This is a genomic window from Wolbachia pipientis (assembly GCF_030373985.1).
Classification (GTDB): Bacteria; Pseudomonadota; Alphaproteobacteria; order Rickettsiales; family Anaplasmataceae; genus Wolbachia; species Wolbachia pipientis_D.
In genome coordinates, this window is the sequence record NZ_JAUCRB010000005.1 from 67372 (window position 1) to 87023 (window position 19652).

Sequence of the window (19652 nt, forward strand, 5' to 3'; positions counted from 1 at the left end):
GTTTAACCACTGATTACCTGAGTGATAGGGTGTGAATCAGCCAATTTGTCCTTCAATTTCTTGTTAGCAATATGGGTATATATTTGTGTTGTAGAAAGGTTAGTATGGCCAAGAACTTTCTGTATCAGCACAATACTTGCTCCACTATCCAATAGATGAGTAGCAAAAGAATGTCTAATCACATGTGGAGAAATTTTGTTTTCATCAATACTGCATTTTCTTGCTAATTCCTTAATTAACTGACCAATTCTCTGCCTTGTAATTGGCTTACTAAGTTTACTACCTGGAAATAACCAACTAGACCCCTTTCCGTTAGAAATCAGGTTGTCACGCACTGATAAATAATTTCTAAGGCTTTGTAGTGCTTGTTGATTAAAAAGGATTTGCCTTTCCTTACCACTTTTCCCTTTTATTATTACATAACATTCTTTATCATCACTGTTTACTAAATGTGACACTTCACATAACTTCATACTAATCAGTTCAGAAATACGCATGCCAGAAGAGTAAAGGATGTCTAAAATAGCACATAGCCTTTTACTGTTTATCTCTTTATTTGACTCGCTTGCTGATTTTCTTACTGTGTCCATTAACAAAAGCATTTCTTCAACACTTAAATACTTTGGTAAAGAACGAAAAACTTTTGGATTTTTTAATTCATCATCATTAGCTGGAGCCGGGTTGAAATCTATTATTCCATCATTAAATAGGCACTTATAAAAATTTTTCATAGCAGATATTTTTCTCGATACAGAACTGCTTTTATATTTCTTTTGTGCGTACAGAGACTTCACATAATCTTTAATATTAGCTTTGCTTGCACCAACTAAAGTAGTGCCACTTTCTAATAAAAAATCTTCAAGTTGACGTAAATCTGAACGATAACTTTCTAAAGTATTTCGTGTAGCAGACCTTTCTGATACCAAAGCATCTACGTAATATGTTATATAAAGATTTTCTTTCTTATCTTGTAATTGCTTACTTTTCATTATCGGCTCCTATATTTACTTCCTTAACTATAATTCGATTGGAAATGTCATTTGTATTCCTTATTAAAAAATACGAGATAAATAAAGCATTTACCAATAGAACAAGTACAATAAACCTTCGTCTTAACTTTTTTTTTAGATTTGATCTAACTCTTACCATGGTTAAATTATAACATCAAATCTATAGAAAGCATATTACAAAGTGAATTCTACTATAATATACCACTTATTATTTGCATCCACTTATACTTATTATAGTATAAGATTTTTTCACAGCACCAGTACAACCAAGCGGTGATCCCTGCATTAGGGCCACAGATGTTAGTAAATTCTTAGTATATATAACAAACGCTCTGTAAAAGAAGAAATCACATAATATCTTTTTTTAATAAAGCGCTAACAAAAGGAATGGTAACACTTGATCCCATAGACTTGTCATCTATTTTCTCTACAATTTTATTAATGCTGCAAAAAGAACGTTCTATTCTTGCCAAAATATAATTTACCACTTTCAAATCAACTTTTAATTGTTTGTCTGAAAACCGTTTTACTAACATAATTCTTAATAACTCCTCGCTCGCAGGTGGAATTTTTACGCTGGCAGTTGATAATATACGAGAACTTAAATCTTTTAATTTAAAATTAAGCCTTTTTGGCAAAGCTGAAGAAGTAATTAGCAATCTCTTGTTATTTTCTTTCATGTAGTTGTAACAATGCAATAACATTGCTTCATCTTGAATATTTTGTATATCTTCCAAGATAAAAGCGTCGCTATATCTAATCTCACTTATAAAATTGCTCACATTGATAAAATGTGCATTGTTTATCGATTGCCAAACGTTAGCAAGATGAGTTTTACCAGAGCATTTAGGCCCAAAAAGAATTAGACATTTCCAAGACAAATCACTAATTACTGAATTGTACATATGCTTATTCTCTTCTAAAACGATGAAATTTTGCCGATTGTAATCAGTTTGATTACTGTTAAATAAATTCAATTGCACATTAAACACTTTGTGCTCCTGACAGTAATTTTTGTGTCAAAATTTGCTTACTCTTTTTTAGTACATTAGGCATTCTGTGGTTCACATTTCATTATCACAAACTGGTTACGCAAAAACCTGCTAGCCATTTTTATAAAACTCACTTTTAAGGTATCTATTAATTGCACATCCTACTGATACAGTAAATATTGCTATTATTGGAACAAAAAGCAATACACCAATAAATCCAAAACATGAAGCACACATAGTAATTCCAAGAATAATTACAGCTGGATGTATATGAACTTTTTTTCCTATTAATAAAGGAACTAGTATATTTGCATCCATTAACTGTCCAACACCAAATAATAGTAAAACAGCAATGCTTTCAAGCCACCCACTAAATTGAGTAACAGCACTCAAAAACCCAACAGTGGTATATAATAATGAGCCTATATAAGGTATAAACGTTAGTGTTCCCGATAAAATTCCAATAGCAACAGGATATTTCAACCCAATTATACTAAGGCCTACAGAGTAAAAGACCATCATAATAATGCATACATTTGCTTGTCCTTTTAAGTAATTAGATACAATGAAATCCACTTTTGAAAAATAATCTGCAACTTCTTCTCTATAAGGAACAGGAACTAATTTACTAACTTTTGCTACAATCAGAGGCCAATCACGCAATATATAGAAGAACATTACTGGAGTGATTACTACTAAAGACACTGTATGAACTAAGCTAAAGCTCGAGCTTAATACCTGGATTACAAAATTACTGGCAATACCAAAAGCATTTATGAAATAAGATATATAATCGCCATAATTTTCTGCTAGATTTCTAGATGAGTGATCAAACAAACCATCTCCTATTTTTACATTAAGAAACTCTAATACAGATGGAATAATTTTAAGGTTTAACGAAGGTGCTTTACTTACTATAAAATTCAATATCGAAGTAATTTGAGCGTATACAATAGGTAAAACAAACGTAACAGCAAATACAAAAACCATCAATAAGATAAATATTATAAAAATTACAGAATATAGGCGCGGTATTTTATACTTTTCAAACTTTACTACTAGCGGATTAAACAAATATGCAGCAACAATAGATATTAAGCATGGAAAAATCATAGGAAGCACTAAAAATAATGCACCAATTATAATAAGCAATATAAGACAAACAGTTACATGACGTTTTTGCATGCTTTTAGCATAGTCAATTTATTGAAATAATACATAATTTATTTTGTCTATGTTAAAGGTATTTTACAATTTGCTACAGATACCAACTACGTTTCACAGAATTATTTTAGAAAATTGACAAAAGAAGAAGTCTTTGAAATAAGTAATGCTACAACTACTGTATAGCTTATTTACACTACCGCACTTAGCAAACTTAGATCATTTTAGCTACATTTTAATGCTTTAGCGTTTCCAGGTCAGGAAAATTATCATCTTTATTTTTTATAGGGGAAGATGGTGCACTGTTTCCATTATCGTTTTTAATTGGAATAATAGGTTGTATCAAAGCAATTTTTATAACTTCATCAATACTCTTGACAAAAACCACGTTAACTTTCTCCTTAATATTTGCCGGGATTTCTTGCATGTCCTTTTCATTTTCGCTAGGTATAATCACAGTCTTGATTGATCCCCTGAGTGCTGCAAGCAACTTTTCTCTCAAGCCTCCAACAGCTAAAACCCTACCACGCAATGTCACTTCACCTGTCATAGCAACACTTTTGTTAACTGGTATATTTGTCATAAGAGAAACAATGGACGTACATACTGCACTACCAGCAGAAGGCCCATCCTTTGGTACAGCGCCTTCAGGTAAATGCAAATGTATATCATTATTTTGAAATTTTTCAGGTTTTATACCAAAAAATAGACAATTTGATCGAATATAACTATACGCAGCCTTTATAGATTCTTTCATAACTTCTCCAAGCTTTCCCGTATATTTTATTTCTCCCTTGCCTGGGATCAGAACTGACTCTATCATTAAGATATCACCACCTGTTTCAGTATAGGCAAGTCCAGTTACTATCCCTACTAAACTCTCGTTTTCTGCAATACCAAAGGTATATTTACGTATCCCTAAATAATCTTGCAAATTGCCAACCCCTACGGATATCTTCTTATTTTTATCGGTCAATATCCTTTTAACTGCTTTCCTCATGAGCTTTGCAAGCTCCCTTTCCATACTACGAACACCACTTTCACGTGTGTATAAGCGTATCAATTCATACAGTGCATCGCTAGTTATGCTCCACTCTTTCTGACGTAAACCGTGCTCTTTTCTTAATTTGGGAATTAGATGATATTTAGCAATGCTAACTTTTTCATCTTCAGTATAACCAGATAATTGTATAATTTCCATCCTATCACGCAAAGGGTGTGGCAAATTTAAGCTGTTTGCCGTAGCTACAAACATTACACTTGAAAGATCAAACTCAACTTCTAAGTAATGGTCCGTAAAGTGCTTATTGTGCTCAGTGTCCAAAACCTCAAGTAATGCAGATGCAGGGTCACCACGCGAGTCAGAACCCATCTTATCTATTTCATCAAGTAAAAAAAGCGGGTTGCACGAATTAGCTTTTTTCATGTGTTGAATGATTTTGCCAGGCATTGAACCAATATAAGTTTTCCTGTGACCACGTATTTCAGATTCGTCACGCACACCACCAAGAGCTATGCGAACAAAATCTCTCCCTACTGCTCTTGCCATAGACTTGGCCAAAGAAGTTTTACCAACGCCAGGCGGCCCAACCAAGCAAAGCATAGGACCTTTTATCTCTTTTACTCTCTTTAATACTGCCAGAAACTCTATTATTCTATCTTTTACTTTCTCTATGCCATAGTGGTTTTCATCTAAGATTTTCTTAGCTGCATTTAAATTAATTTTTACATCTTTGCATTTCCCCCATGGTAAATCAAGCAACCAATACAGATAATTAAATATAACCGTAGCTTCAGGAGAAATGGGATTCATTTTCTTGTATCTCTTCAACTCAGTCATAGCTTTTTCCCTTGCCTCCTGAGAAAGCTTTGTTTCATTTATCTTTTTTTCAAATTCATTTATTATATTTCCTTCTTCTCCATTCTCAAATTCGCCCAATTCTTTCTGTATAGCTTTCAATTGCTCATTAAGATAGTAAGCTTTCTGAGTGCTCTCAACTTGAGATTTAATTGTTTTATATAAACGGTTTTGTGCATTCAAAATGCTTATTTCTCTCTCAATAAAAGTAAAAGTTTTTCTTAAACGCTCTACTGGACCATAAGTTTCAAGTATGCTTTGTTTATCTGACGCTTTTATATTTAAATATGAAACTATCGTGTCTACAAGTTGATCAATTTCTTTGATCTGATCAATGGGATTAACAACAACTTCAGGCTGATTTTTCTTGTTCAGTTTACACCAGCTATCAAATGCACTTACAACAGACCGTCTTAAAGCTTCCAGGTCAATATTATCCTTACCTTCCTCACATTCATGATGAATATCTAACTCTATTCTAGCTTGTAATAAATTATGAGAGTTGATATACTCTATAATTCTTCCTCTGCCTACTCCTTGGATTACAACTTTTACAGCATTATCAGGTAATTTTATTAATGGTTGTACAATATTTGCTAGTACACCTACTCCATAAAGATCTTGTGGTTCCGGGTTATCAATAGAGCCATCTTGCTGTGTCACAAGAAAAATCTCATTTTGACGAATACTATTATTAATTGCATACTCTAGTGCATTAATAGACTTTTCTCTACCTATAAATAAAGGCACCACTATATTTGGAAAAATTACTACATCTCTTAAAGGTAATACCGGCAATATAGCAAAATTAGAGTCCACAGCATATTCAATGCTCATAATACATGCCTCAAATTAATCATTAACTGTTATAATACCACCCCTGTTGTTACAGTTAATTACTGCTTTTCCCAATTCTACCATTTCCTTAGTGATTACTATTGTACTACCTTCAAAACCTCCATTTCCAGTTGTGTACATAACATCAAGCAAAAGTGACTCTAAAATAGCACGTAACATTCTTGCACCCGTTTTGTAACTCATAGCTTTTTCAGCAATAGCTGATATTGCTTCATCTGAAAACTCAAGATTTACTTTGTTAAATGCAAGTAATGCTTTGTATTGCTTTATTAGTGCATTTCTTGGCTCTACCAATACATGTACCAAATCTTCATGATCTAACTCATCTAAAACAGCAGTTATTGGAACCCGCCCTACGAATTCTGGTATTAGCCCGAATTTGATCAAATCTTCAGGCTGCACATCATGTAAAGCATTTTTTTTTCTTTGCTCTTTAGATTGACTGATATCTGCTCCAAAGCCAACTGATGTTCCTTTCTTTCTCGCTTCAATGATCTTATCTAGACCTTCAAAAGCTCCTCCACAAATAAACAGTATATTATTAGTATCGACTTGTATAAATTCTTGTTGTGGGTGTTTCCGCCCCCCCTGCGGCGGAACGTAAGCAACTGTACCTTCCATAATCTTAAGCAGAGCCTGCTGGACTCCCTCACCTGAAACGTCACGCGTTATTGAAGTGCTTTCAGATTTTCTTGTGATTTTATCTATTTCATCTATAAACACTATACCACGCTGTGCCTTCGCAACATCATAATTTGCAGCCTGCAATAGACGTGACAACACGCTTTCCACATCATCACCTACATAACCCGCTTCAGTCAAAGTTGTTGCATCAGCCATAGCAAATGGTACATCTGAAACTTTAGCAAGTGTTTTAGCTAACAAAGTTTTACCAGAACCAGTGGGCCCAATGAGCATTACATTAGATTTTTCGATTTCAACATCACTTATAGAGTGAAGTTGCGCCATGGATTGACAATGGTTATACATAGCAACAGATAAAACATGCTGTGCATGTTCTTGACCCACAACATGCTTGCTAAGAAAGTTTTTTATATCCTCAGGCTTCTTCAGCAATAACTTTACATCAGACATATAATTTGAATTAAAAGCCCCCCCTTTCTTTTGACTTATTGCTTTATGAGATAACTCTATGCACTCATTACAAATAAATGCCTTCAAACCATCTGAAGAATTAGTAATCAACTTATCTACTTCGTTTTGCGCCTTATTGCAAAAAGAACAGTAGTGTAAATCGTTATTGTTATCCATTAACTCACCTTTTGTTCAATTTTAATGTTTTCAATCTTAATATCTTTACGCTCAGCTATTACTCTGTCAACTAAGCCAATTTTCTTTGCTTCTTCAGGATCCATGAATTTATCTCTTTCCATCATTCCTTCAATTTTCTTTAGCGAATTCCCAGTATGTTTTTCATAAACCTGATTCAGCTTCTTCTTAACTCGCAAAATTTCATTAGCATGTATTTCTATATCAGTTGCCTGCCCCTGATAACCACCAGATGGCTGATGTATCATAATTCTTGAATGAGGCAAAGAATAACGCTTACCTTTTGTGCCAGCCGCAAGCAACAGAGAGCCCATAGATGCAGCTTGACCTATACATAAAGTTGAAACATCTGACTTTATATACTGCATCGTATCATAGATCGATAAACCAGCAGTTACAACACCACCTGGTGAGTTAATATACATATAAATATCTTTATCAGGGTTCTCCGATTCTAAAAACAAAAGCTGCGCTACTATTACGCTGGCCATGTTATCTTCAATAGGACCAGTTACAAAAATTATTCTCTCTTTTACTAACCTCGAATATATGTCATAAGCACGTTCACCGCGACTAGTTTGCTCAATTACAATTGGTATAAGAGTCATACTCTTTCCTACTAAATATTATCAAATAACTCCTTTAACTCTTTCACAGAAATAACCTGTTTTTCTTTATTAACTTTTTCTATTATATAATCTGTAACTTTACGCTCAAGAGCATGTCCTCTCACTAACTCCTGAAACTGTCTGTTCGACCTAAAATGTTTTAATACTCTATCAAATGGCATATTTTTACCGACATACTGATTCATAGTAACACTCAAAATATCATTTTGAGTTAATGATATTCTATGTTCTGCACTAAACTTCATAAACAACATTGCAAGCTTTACACGCCTTTCAGCCTCTTTACACGAGTCACCTTTAGAGTTCAATTCCCTTTCCACTCTCTGTTGTTCCTGCTTTACCACATCTGTAGGTAAATCAAAGCTATAACTAGCATCCAAGCAATCAAACAGCTCTTTCTTAATCAATAGATCTCCCATTTCTTTACATTGATCACCAATCATTTTTTTTGCATGATTTACTAGCGACAAATGATCTTCAAACCCAATCCCTTTAGCTACTTCATCATCACTCTCAAAATCTTTGGCAACCTGAATATCATTAACTCGAACAGAAAAATTAGCCTCCTGCCCCGCAAGGGAAACTGCTTGGTAGTCTTCAGGAAACTTCAACTTAAAGCTTTTCGTTTCTCCTTTTTTCATACCAATTAATTGATCCTCAAAACCATCAATAAATGTGCTAGACCCTAAAGTAACTTCAAAGTTTTTGTTACTTCCACCTTGAAAAAGCTTGTTCCTAATTCGCCCTTCAAAGTCAATTATCAGTTTATCACCATTTTTCGTTTGATAAGAAGCATCATCAACAGAGACAAAATTAGGAAATTCTATTTTCACAGAACCAATAAATTCTTTTATGTCACCCTCTTCAATCTTTGCCTCAACTCTTTTCAAATTTATTTTATCAAGATCTATTACTGGCACTTCTGGCATCAATTCAAAAGATAGTTTGTATACAAAATTGCCTTTCTCATCCTTTTTGTCTAGATCTGGTAATGATACAATATCAACTTTAGTATAAATGTGAGACTTGACTTCAATTTTTTTCATTAAATCACTTGAGCAATAGTCAATTGCACTATTTATCACATATTCCAACGCTTCACTTTTATAATTCTTAACAACAAGATTATAGGGCATCTTTCCAGACCTAAATCCAGGCAATTTTGCGTTTTTTGCTATTGCTTGTAATCTAGAATTTATCTTCTGCTTTATATAATCACTACTAACTGTAATTTCATACTCGTGCTTTAGTCTATCTACACTAAGTTCCCTATAGGCATATACGTCACTTGATGTATCTACTTCGACTGTATTTTGAGGTATATTACTAGACATTACAATCCACTTGTAAATATTTTAATTTATTTCTTAATAAAGCCATTTTACCAGAATTTCAGTTAAACACAATCCTCAAAACGGATTTTTCATACAGACAAAAGTGTATTTGGTAATTATAAATTTTTTCTTAAAATCTGAGTTACTTAATTCAAGTGCGGATAGAGGGACTTGAACCCACACGAGCAAGCTCACCAGGACCTAAACCTGGCACGTCTACCAATTCCGTCATATCCGCAAGAAATCTTCAATACTCCATTATAGGTACCTTACTAAAATATTCAAGGTTTAAAGTCTTACTTAATTTATGGTATTTACACAATCAAGAAACCTTATTAACATTTCTTAATGAAGGGACTAAATCCTGAAAATCAATAATGAGATTAATAACTAGCTTCTTACTCACAATTTTTTTGATCACACAGAGTAGCTGCACGCCTCTTATAATAGGTAGTGTAGTGGCCACAGCAACATCAATAACAATGCAAGATAAATCCCTAGGAAATATCATTGACGATACAACTATGGTAATTAGAATCAATAAGGGTCTCTTAAAACATGGGCTATTTTCGTCTATAAAGGTTAAAGTAAGTGAAGGAAGAGTACTACTCATTGGAAACGTTGACACTCCCGAAAAACAACTCACAGCAGAAAAAATAGCTTGGCAACAAAAAGAAGTCAAAGAAGTAATCAATGAAATAAGAGTAACACCAATTCAAATGACTTCCATGCTCGACACCACTGTAGATGGTATAATAACAGGGGAAATAAGAACAAGACTTCTGGGAAAAAGAAATATCAAATCAATTAATTACAGCGTCAATACGGTTGATAGAGTTGTGTATTTGATGGGTATAGCTCAAAATAAAGCGGAACTAAAAGCTGTAATAGCAATTGCAAGAAAAGTAAAGGGAGTAAAACAAGTTGTAAGTTATATACGATATAGACACAGCAAGTTACGTCACTAATGAAAACTTAGTTTCTAAACGGCAATTTTATGTTAAAAGTGATATGCAAATGAGAGTAACTTTTCAAATGGATGAAAGTATAAACTTTGAAACTGATACTACATTTGCATTAATAAAAGAGGCACAAAGAAGGAGGCATGAAGTTTTCGTCTATACTCCTAATAATTTATCCTTATCGGTATCATTCCAACGCGCGATGCTAGAATCTAGAGAGAAAGAAACATGGATCCCAGTATCAGCTACTCGGACAACAGAAGGTCTAATTGCTCTTGCTCAGAAAGTTAGTGTTGATGATTTTAATTTCATCTCCAAAAAAGATGTAGCTATCAATTTGAATGAAATGGATATCATATTTATCAGACAGGATCCACCCTTTAATATGCGTTATATCACAGCCACCTATATTTTAGAAAAAACTAGCGCATTGGTAATTAACAATCCAACGGAGATAAGAAATTGTCCTGAAAAATTAATCACTTCATTATTTCCAGAGCTAATTCTGCCAACTTTGATTACTGAGAATATATTGATGATCAGAGATTTTTATCATAGCTATCAAGATATTATTCTGAAGCCATTGTATAGCTATGGAGGAAACGATGTAATAAGAATACAAGATGAAAACAATATTCAAGTAGTAGCTGAACTCATGATTGCGAAATATGAATGTCCTATAATTGCGCAAGCATTTTGCAAAAATATAGATAAAGATAAAAGAATATTGTTACTGGATGGCCAACCAATTGGAGTAATGAAGCGAGTTCCAAGAGTTAGTGGAGAAATCAGGACAAATATACGGCTTGGAGCAAGTTTTGAACCTGTTGAAATGAACGACAGGGACAATGAGATATGTAATAAAATTGGTCCTGAACTGAAGAAAAGAGGGCTAACATTTGTCGGTATCGATATTATAGATGACTTCCTCCTTGAAATTAACACAACTTCACCCACGGGAGTAGCTTACATCAATAAACTATATAATATATCACTAGAAAAAAAATTATGGGATGTGTTTGAAGAAAAAGTAAGCAGCCATATCCGTCAACTAAATTTTTGAATTACCTTAATAAATTCAGTAATCCCATTTTTTATCCTTGTTTTCTTAGTATTACTGGCCATACCACGCAATTTTTGATGATCCTGTAATAAATCAAACAATAACTCTCTTAGATTTTTTTTTGTTTCACCATTTTGCTCAACTATTACAGCTGCTCCCAAATCTTCAATATACTTTGCATTATAAAATTGATGATTATCTTTTGAGTGAGGGTAAGGAATATATATAGCAGGGCGCTTAGCAAGAGTGATTTCCGCTATTGAAGTTGCCCCTGCTCTGCTAATTACTAAATGAGCACTCGCCAACCTATTTTCCATATCATCAAAAAACTCACTTAATTCACAATTGATTTTCTCACTTTCGTATAAGTTCTCAACTTTGCTTATATTTTTCTTCGTGCATTGCTGTGTTACTCTAATCTTCTCTTTCATTTCAATAGGCAGACTACAAATTACATCACTTACTACATCATCAAAAAAATTTGCACCTTGACTACCTGCTATTATTAATATGTTTAGGTTTCCTTGAGCATAAGTGTGAGAATAGTTCTGTGCTTTTATCTCAACAAAATTTCCTATAAAAATACATTTACTGCTCTTTGCACACTTAGTCTCTGGAAAGCTAATTGCAATTAATCCCGCATCATTGAAAAAGAATCTATTTACTCTCCCTAAAACTGTATTTTGTTCATGCAAAATTATAGGTATAGAGAGAACCTTTGCTGCAAGAAGAGTTGGAAAAGAAGCATAACCACCAAAACCAATGACTAGCCTCGGTTTTAATTTCCTTATTTGATATAGCGCTAATACACAGCTATACGTTAACAAAAGGAAAAACTTAAGCTTGCTGCTGCTTGGTTTACATAAAGGCAAAGCGTTGCCCTCCACATCAGTATTTTTATCTGTTTTTTTATCAGTAAATAATATACAATTGTACCCTTGCATCTTTAGTGCTTTTGCTAAAGTTATAGCTGGAAAAATGTGTCCGCCTGTACCGCCTGTTGCTAAAATAACATCCATTTGTGAATAGGAAATTGATACTAGACGTTAACTATTATTTAATAATTTGCAAGTAAAATTTTATTAAGCTTTATGGTAGGGAGTTAAAAATGCCTGAAAATAATAGTAAAAAAGAACTCAATGAAAAAAATAAGCCTCAAGAACAAGAAGAAGGTAGAAGCGGAAGTTTTGTAGAATTGCTAAAAAACATAATAAAAGCTCTCTTTAATTCGGGAGTTGATCTATCTCAGCAAGAGCAATTTAATACAATGCAAATTGATCAGCAGCAAGGCTTAGATAACAAAGGAAAAAGTCCAGAAGAGCTTAATCCGAAGGCAAAGCTTAAGGTGAAAGAAGCAGCTGAAGGGCTGAAAGAAAGGTTGCAAAAACCTGATGCTGATAATCAATCTGTTGAAATTAAAGCACCCAATCAAACTTCCGTGCAAGATATTGATAGTTCCAAAACAATGGAACGTTAGCTCAACTATTTAACGATTTACCATCTGCAGCAAGAACTGATTCGTGTATCATCTCTGAAATGGTTGGATGAGGAAAAATTGTAGACTTTATATCAAAATCTGTTCCTTCCAGTTGCTTTGCAAGAGTAAAATTGCTAATTAACTCTGTTATTTCTGCTCCTATCATGTGAGCCCCAAGAAGTTCACCTGTTTTTTTGTCTATCACTGTTTTCACTAACCCTTCAGTTTCATTGAGTGCAATAGACTTACCATTAAAATTAGCATGAAATTTTCCTATTTTTATATCATATCCACTCTCTATTGCCTGTTTCTCAGTGAGGCCAACGCTTGCTATTTGCGGATGAGAGTAAGTGCAACTCGGTATGCACTCCCTTTTTAATGCATGAGTATTATTACCAGCGATCTTTTCAACGCAGATCACAGCTTCATGACTTGCTTTATGTGCTAAACACGGCGGACCAGCTACATCACCTATTGCATACACATTCGATTCATTAGTTTCATACCATTCATTCGTTTCAATAAAACCAGAAGAGCTTAATTTAATCTTTGTATTTTCCAAACCTATATTTTCAGTGTTTGCTTGAACACCAACTGCTACAATTACTCCATCAAATTCTTTGCTCTCACCACTACTAAGTAGTACTTTAATAAAGCCTTTATTCTTAGTAAGAGTTTTTACACTATTATTTGTATATATTTTTATTCCCTGTTTTGTAAATATCTCTTGTGCTAAACTTGAAATGTCTCTATCCTCCAACGGTAAAATAGTGTCTTTTACCTCTACAATTGTTACATCAACTCCCAAAGTGCTATAAAAACTTGCAAATTCTACTCCAATTGCACCAGACCCTATAATCAGCAGTGACTTTAGTAATCTATCTGGGGTCATAGCATGCTGTGCATTCCATGTTAAATCTCCATCTGCCTCTATTCCAGGAAGGTTTCGCGCTCTAACACCTGTTGCTAAAATAATATGCCTGGAAGAAATTTCTTGTTCTTCCTTGTCACTCTTATCACCAAAAATTTTTATAGCATGATTACCCGCAAGTTTACCAAAGCCATGATAGACTTTGATGTTATTTTTTTTCATCAAATACACAACCCCGCTTGATAATTTGTCAACAACGCTTTTTGAGTACTTTACTATTGACCGTATATCAAAGCTTGCATCCTTTACTTTTATACCAAATTCCTCTGATTTTTTTATCAGTCTATAAACTTCAGATGTTCTAAGCAGCGATTTTGTTGGTATACATCCCCAATTTAAGCATATACCGCCTAAATTCTTTTCTTTTTCAACAATTGCAGTCTTAAACCCAAGCTGCGCTGCTCTAATTGCTGCTATATAACCACCAGGACCGCTGCCTATAACTGTAATATCGTATTCATCCATTAGTTTTCTTCGTATTCAAAAGACTATATATAACAGATGGAACCCGTGCAATCAATGAAATTACCTCCTATCACGTGAGTAGGTAACTGGCATTCAGATTTTTTTCGCCATAGAAACGGAATTAAAAATTGAATGCAAAAACTACTTGATAAATTTCATCAGCCTCATTATCATGGCACTAAAGGTATTTCTGGTTAAAAACTTGTTTTTGGTTCGCGCGGGTCCAATGGTAAAATTTAGTAAAAACTAAAGGTATTTTTTGGCAGGTTACATTAAATTACTATGCTTGCATGTCTTTTAAGCTTTCTCTATATTCAGCCAAGTCGTACTTAAATTAAGCGTCAGCACATTATTACAGTGCCAACTTAAAGTATTAGAGGGTTAAAACATGCTACTCGGGGTTTCTTTGTCTTTTTTTATTTAGTAAATTCCTTAACATTCAGATTAATTGCAGTTTAAGAGCCCAAGAGAGTGTCACGCGTGACACCGTCCACTTTATGATAATTGTCATTCCAGTGCGTGATACTGGTATGGCTTTGTCGCAAAATAGGCATTGGGCATTAGTGTATTGCTACATACTTCTAAAAACTTTACATAATAATATAATATTTTGCTTATAAATCAATGTTTTTAACGCACAATAAGAACATTTTCGTTGTGATCAAGGTTTCTAGTATGTATATTAATAAGTCTTGTTTTCAATAAGTAATGAGAGTAATAATTATTATGACAATGTTATTGTGTAGCAATTACACAATGGCAAGCGAGCAAATAAGTCTAGTAGATAAAGGCCTATCCCAAGGATACGTAGCTCCAGTGCTTACAGAAAATAGCGTCATTCTGGCAGATAAGTATGGCACCTTATATTCCTTTAATGTTGATAACTCGAAGGTTACAAATTGGAAATTGCACCTTCCACACAGAAAAAAAATTGGTAACATGAGCCTATCGAGCCACGGAGGAAATGTTTTTTTGATAGTAAATAACGTTCTGCACACAATAGATGCAAAAACTGGTGAGATTCGGTGGCAAAAAGAACTGAGAGCTCCAGTAAGAGGGAAAGCAGTAGTAATAAACAACAAATTGATAGTATTAACCATTGATAACTATCTGTACGCGTTTGATATAAAAGACGTCAGCTCCATTTGGGCTTATCAAAATGGCATCAACGAGTTTCGAGGTTTATATCCCGTATCGCCTGCAATTTCTGATAATAAAATAATAGCACCGTTTTCAAATGGTGAGTTAATAGCTTTTAATGAAGATGGTAAAAAATTGTGGAGCCAAAAATTGGCTACAAATCTTTTTGAAACACAGCTTACAGATGTAACCACTACACCAAGAGTACTTGGTGATACTTTAATAGCTACAAACAATTCTTATATCTATGGTATTGATGTGAAATCAGGAAACATTTTATGGTCAAAGCCACTGCAAGTAAAAAGTGTATCTGACATTGAATCGTATTATAGTCCTCTTATTCCTGTAAAGGAACAAAGAGCCGGTGGTAGAATCTTTATAGTAACTAAAGACAATAAAATAATCGGTATCGACATACAAAGCGGAGAGACAGTCTGGACGTCTGATTTAATAGAAAATACGCAATTGTTTGCTCCAATTATGTATGCCCATACGTTATGGGTAACAAGCAACAAAAGTTCAATGTTTGCTTTTCCTGGGTCTGAAAGTGCGGTAAAGGCAATCAAAATACCAGGTAATGTGTTCCATACTCCAGTATTTTCTCATGATAAGATATATATAACAACCGAGGGAAATGGTGTTTATTCTTTAGAAAATAGGTTAGTTTTTTATGACTGATTATGATCTGATTGTTATAGGTGGTGGCCCAGGAGGCTATAAGTGTGCTATTGCCTCTGCAAAACTTGGACTGAAAGTTGCCTGCATAGACAAAAACAGCATTCTTGGCGGTACGTGCTTGCGAGTTGGATGTATACCCTCTAAAGCGTTACTTCACTCCTCCTATCAGTATGTTCACACAAAAAACGACTTGTCAAAACTTGGCATAAAAATCAAGGGTGCAAGTTTTGACTTAAAAGAAATGCTAGAATACAAGGACGCCAGAGTTCAGGAACTTGGAAAAGGAATAGAGTATTTTTTTAACCTTTACAAGATTACTAAAATTAACGGACTTGGAAAAATTACTTCTTTTGATCAAAGCAACCTTGAAGTTTCAGTTGAAGGCAAGGCGCTGAAGACAAAAAATATAGTCATTGCAACCGGCTCTGATGTTAGTTCTTTACCAGGAATTAATATCGATGAGAAAAACATTATTTCATCTACCGGTGCTCTATCCCTAACTGAAGTGCCAAAAAAGCTCGTCTTAATTGGAGCTGGAGCAATAGGACTTGAAATGTCTTCTATATGGAGCAGGCTGGGGTCTGAAGTTACTGTAGTAGAGTTTCTTGATAGAATCGCTGCAGCAATGGATGGAGAATTAAGCAAGTCTCTACTTTCCAGTCTTCAAAAACAAGGAATAAAATTTTTACTTAGCACTAAAATTGAGGAGATAAAACAAAGTAGTAATTCTTTAAACGTGAAAGTTTGCTCTACTAAAGATAACCAAACAAACATTATAGAAGCAGATAAGGTGCTCATTGCAGTGGGCCGCAAACCATGCACTGATGGTTTTGGTATCGATGACAAGATAAAAAAAAGTAATAGTGGTTTCGTTCAAGTTAACAACAGATATGAAACCAATGTGAAAGGAATATTTGCTATTGGTGACGCAATCGGTGGGGCAATGCTTGCTCATAAAGCAGAGGAAGAAGGAATAGCAGCTGCAGAGATAATAGCAGGACAATCACCTCACGTTGATTATGAAATCATACCATCTGTAATTTACACTCACCCTGCGGTTTCTTCAATAGGGAAAACCGAAGAGGCATTAAAAAGTGCTGGTCGAAAGTATAAAGTTGGTAAATGTCGATTTGCTGCAAACGGCAGAGCAAAAATTACTGATGATACCGAAGGATTCGTGAAGGTGATAACATGCGGCACAACAGATACAATATTAGGCGTGCATATCATAGGGGCATACGCTGATACGCTAATTAACGAAGCAGCAGTTGCTATGGCATATGGTGCAGCAGCAGAGGATATATATAGAATTTGTCACTCTCATCCTGATGTAAACGAAGCCTTCCGTGATGCGTGTATTGACGCTTTCTTTAAAAAGTAACCGTGAACCTCGATTCAATCATTAAAGAATGGTATGAGTGGCTGAGGTGCAATAGATCTTATTCACCTAACACTTTAGAATCATACATGAGAGATTTGAAAGATCTTATAAGTTTCCTAAGCGCTCATATTGATGAAGAAGTAAATGTTGGCTCTTTGAAGAAGTTGAGCGTACCTGAGCTCAGAAGTTGGCTCACCTTTCGTTACGCAAGAGGTGTAAATACAAGATCTAACACTCGCGCATTGTCAGTAATCAGAAGTTTCTTCAAGTACATAAAAAATAACTACGAAATAAACAATGAGGCTGTATTTTCCTTGTCAAGGCCAATTCAGAGAAGAACTCTGCCTAAAGCACTTTCAATATCTGATATAAAAACTTTAGTGAAAGAAATAAAATTACCTGACTTAGGCGAACCTTGGGTGGTAAAAAGAGAAATTGCGATTATTGTTCTGCTATATGGCACAGGCTTAAGAATCAGCGAAGCATTGAACCTTAAAATCAGTGATATCAGTAACGAAAGTTTAATAGTCACAGGTAAGGGAGACAAACAAAGAGAGGTATTCATTCTCCCGGTAGTAAAAAAGTGCATACAAGAATACGTAAAAGCTTGTCCTTACCTGAGCATTAATAATAAAGCACAATACCTCTTTATAGGAGTGAGAGGAAAAAAATTGAAAAGAACTTATGTCGCTAATCGTTTGCAAAAAATAAGAAGAATTTTAAACTTACCAGAAATCTTATCTCCACATGCATTTCGTCACAGTTTTGCCACTCATTTGCTTCAAGAAAATGTTGACATAAGATCTATACAACAACTACTTGGCCATTCAAGCCTTGAAACCACCCAGGTTTACACTCACCTAAATTATCAAGATGTTTTCAACATGTATAAAAATTTTCAGCAGAATTTGGAGAAGAAATCAAAACCCTTGTAATTTGAGGATTGTCGGTAGCGCCACCAAGTTCTATGTCTTGCTTATTTATATCGTATAAGACATACCCTACTAAAAAAAGAACCAGTGCAATTGCAACAAAACAAGCACTGATCGCTGGATAATCTTCTATTGCTAAACATGCGATAATAGCAAATGCTCCAGACAATATAAAAAATATAGAAGCACAGTTACTTTGTTTTCTGTCAGGAAAAACTGCTCGTTGGGGTTCATCACTTTCCTTCTTTATACAACTGCGACTTTCTCTTCGCTTATCTAAGTTATGTCTTACATCTTTCTCTGTAACTTGAGTTCTTGTCCCCTCGAGCTCATTAGGACTTTTAAGTTGCTGCGATTCTTGAGCAATAAATTCTTCGTTTACCTCTGGTGTAATATTATGTGTATTTGCTAAAGGTTGTGCTGCACTTGCAGGAAATTTTTCATTTAAATAATTTGTGATAGGTGCAATCAGATTGTTAACATCCCTCAACACAGCAGTCACAAACCCACGATTGATGAAGCAATTATCTTCTACTAATTTTTCCACATCATCTAAATCTTTTCTATCAATAGCATCAGTTAATCGTTCTTTAATAGCCTGCTCAACTATCTGCTTTAATTGTATATTCTGCTCTATCGCAGGTGTTGATTTTATTTGACTAAAATCTAGATCCTTATGTTTTAAAAGTTTAATCAATACTTCTTTTTTATCTTCTGTTATTCCTTCTGAACATGACTCGGTAATGAGGTCAAAAAACGTTCGCATTTCACCTCTTGTATTCCTTCTCCAACAATTAGGATTAAATTGTTCATTCAATAGCACTTTCGCTTGATAAATGTTTCTGTTAGAAAGAGCTTTTAATAATTGTTTTCCTTTTTGTGCTTTTTCAAATTCTAATTTTATTACATTTCTAGAACCCCTTTCAATACAACCCTCAGGTTTTTTATACTCACAATTTCTAATATCAGTTTTTATACCTGGGTGGGTGAGCAATATTTTTACTATATCTTTAGCTCCAACTTGGCAAGCAACATGTAAAGCCGTATCTTTGCGCTTATTAGGTGTTATTATAAACTCTGATACTTCATCTAGTAGAATAAAATTATATTTCGATCGTGTCACAGTCTCAAATTGCTTACTTTGAATATTAATATCAACACTGCTGTTTTTCATGAGCAATTTAGACATTTTCTCCAAAGTAGCCTGTCCATCACCGCTGACAACACAGACATTAGCAATAGACATTAAAGGCGTCATACCTTCTTTATCAAAAGCATTAACATCTGCCCCTTCCTCTATAGCTTGCCTAAAACCTTCCAAGTCTTCATCATCAATAGCCTTAAATAGCTTTTTTGTTGGCGCATCAAGTGGCTCTGGAGCCCTCCGATTATACCCGTAACTATTAATATTTGCTTTATTCCTTCCATAACCCATATCAAACCTACTTAATAACTGCCTAATATAAAACTATACAAGAAAAAAAGAAA

The 19652-nt window shown here is 34.3% G+C and carries 16 protein-coding genes and 1 tRNA gene; 6 read left to right on the forward strand and 11 right to left on the reverse strand.

The features are described from left to right. Positions 1-2 precede the first annotated feature (2 nt). From QUS22_RS04945 to QUS22_RS04980, 8 genes are all read right to left on the reverse strand, one after another. On the reverse strand, positions 3-989 hold the full coding sequence (locus QUS22_RS04945) for a tyrosine-type recombinase/integrase (protein WP_289513881.1): 987 nt from the start codon (positions 987-989) through the stop codon (positions 3-5). A 368-nt stretch (positions 990-1357) separates the two neighbouring features. Then, positions 1358-1993: a DnaA ATPase domain-containing protein gene (locus tag QUS22_RS04950; RefSeq protein ID WP_353477747.1), complete on the reverse strand. Its 636-nt coding sequence runs from the start codon at positions 1991-1993 to the stop codon at positions 1358-1360. Positions 1994-2113: 120 nt separating this feature from the next. Further along, entirely contained in the window at positions 2114-3187 is a 1074-nt protein-coding gene (locus QUS22_RS04955; protein ID WP_289513883.1) for an AI-2E family transporter, read from the reverse strand. Positions 3188-3401: 214 nt separating this feature from the next. Beyond that, on the reverse strand, positions 3402-5861 hold the full coding sequence (gene lon / locus QUS22_RS04960; RefSeq protein ID WP_289513884.1) for an endopeptidase La: 2460 nt from the start codon (positions 5859-5861) through the stop codon (positions 3402-3404). 15 nt (positions 5862-5876) lie between these two features. Beyond that, on the reverse strand, positions 5877-7154 hold the full coding sequence (gene clpX / locus QUS22_RS04965; RefSeq protein WP_289513885.1) for an ATP-dependent Clp protease ATP-binding subunit ClpX: 1278 nt from the start codon (positions 7152-7154) through the stop codon (positions 5877-5879). Beyond that, positions 7154-7780, reverse strand: coding sequence for an ATP-dependent Clp endopeptidase proteolytic subunit ClpP (gene clpP, locus QUS22_RS04970; protein ID WP_289513886.1), 627 nt, complete (start codon positions 7778-7780; stop codon positions 7154-7156). The genes clpX and clpP overlap by 1 nt, the downstream gene beginning before the upstream one ends. An 11-nt stretch (positions 7781-7791) precedes the next feature. Next, positions 7792-9135: a trigger factor gene (gene tig, locus QUS22_RS04975; RefSeq protein ID WP_289513887.1), complete on the reverse strand. Its 1344-nt coding sequence runs from the start codon at positions 9133-9135 to the stop codon at positions 7792-7794. A gap of 156 nt (positions 9136-9291) precedes the next feature. Further along, positions 9292-9373, reverse strand: a tRNA-Leu gene (locus QUS22_RS04980). Between the two features lie 139 nt (positions 9374-9512). Between QUS22_RS04980 and QUS22_RS04985 the strand changes: the two genes are divergently transcribed. Beyond that, entirely contained in the window at positions 9513-10103 is a 591-nt protein-coding gene (locus tag QUS22_RS04985; RefSeq protein WP_289513888.1) for a BON domain-containing protein, read from the forward strand. 49 nt (positions 10104-10152) lie between these two features. Beyond that, the gene (gene gshB / locus QUS22_RS04990) at positions 10153-11160 is read left to right on the forward strand and encodes a glutathione synthase (protein ID WP_289513909.1); all 1008 of its coding nucleotides are present in this window, start codon (positions 10153-10155) and stop codon (positions 11158-11160) included. Here gshB and murG read toward each other — a convergent pair. After that, the gene (gene murG, locus QUS22_RS04995) at positions 11145-12179 is read right to left on the reverse strand and encodes an undecaprenyldiphospho-muramoylpentapeptide beta-N-acetylglucosaminyltransferase (protein ID WP_289513889.1); all 1035 of its coding nucleotides are present in this window, start codon (positions 12177-12179) and stop codon (positions 11145-11147) included. The genes gshB and murG overlap by 16 nt on opposite strands. Before the next feature lie 89 nt (positions 12180-12268). Here murG and QUS22_RS05000 point away from each other — a divergent pair, with 89 nt between their 5' ends. After that, positions 12269-12637, forward strand: a complete 369-nt coding sequence (locus tag QUS22_RS05000; RefSeq protein WP_289513890.1) for a hypothetical protein — start codon at positions 12269-12271, stop codon at positions 12635-12637. 1 nt (position 12638) lies between these two features. Here QUS22_RS05000 and lpdA (QUS22_RS05005) read toward each other — a convergent pair whose 3' ends face one another. Beyond that, positions 12639-14033, reverse strand: coding sequence for a dihydrolipoyl dehydrogenase (gene lpdA / locus QUS22_RS05005; RefSeq protein ID WP_289513891.1), 1395 nt, complete (start codon positions 14031-14033; stop codon positions 12639-12641). Positions 14034-14741: 708 nt separating this feature from the next. Between lpdA (QUS22_RS05005) and QUS22_RS05010 the strand changes: the two genes are divergently transcribed. The 3 genes from QUS22_RS05010 to QUS22_RS05020 are packed head-to-tail and all read left to right on the forward strand — an operon-like array spanning position 14742 to position 18167. Continuing rightward, positions 14742-15851, forward strand: a complete 1110-nt coding sequence (locus QUS22_RS05010; protein WP_289513892.1) for an outer membrane protein assembly factor BamB family protein — start codon at positions 14742-14744, stop codon at positions 15849-15851. After that, positions 15844-17232 carry a dihydrolipoyl dehydrogenase gene (lpdA, locus tag QUS22_RS05015; protein WP_289513893.1) on the forward strand — a complete coding sequence of 463 codons (1389 nt, stop codon included), beginning with the start codon at positions 15844-15846 and terminating at the stop codon, positions 17230-17232. The genes QUS22_RS05010 and lpdA (QUS22_RS05015) overlap by 8 nt, the downstream gene beginning before the upstream one ends. Before the next feature lie 2 nt (positions 17233-17234). Then, a complete protein-coding gene (locus QUS22_RS05020; RefSeq protein ID WP_289513894.1) occupies positions 17235-18167 on the forward strand; it encodes a tyrosine-type recombinase/integrase in 933 nt (310 codons plus the stop codon). Here QUS22_RS05020 and QUS22_RS05025 read toward each other — a convergent pair. Continuing rightward, positions 18112-19599 carry an ankyrin repeat domain-containing protein gene (locus QUS22_RS05025; RefSeq protein ID WP_289513895.1) on the reverse strand — a complete coding sequence of 496 codons (1488 nt, stop codon included), beginning with the start codon at positions 19597-19599 and terminating at the stop codon, positions 18112-18114. The genes QUS22_RS05020 and QUS22_RS05025 overlap by 56 nt on opposite strands. Positions 19600-19652: the final 53 nt, after the last annotated feature.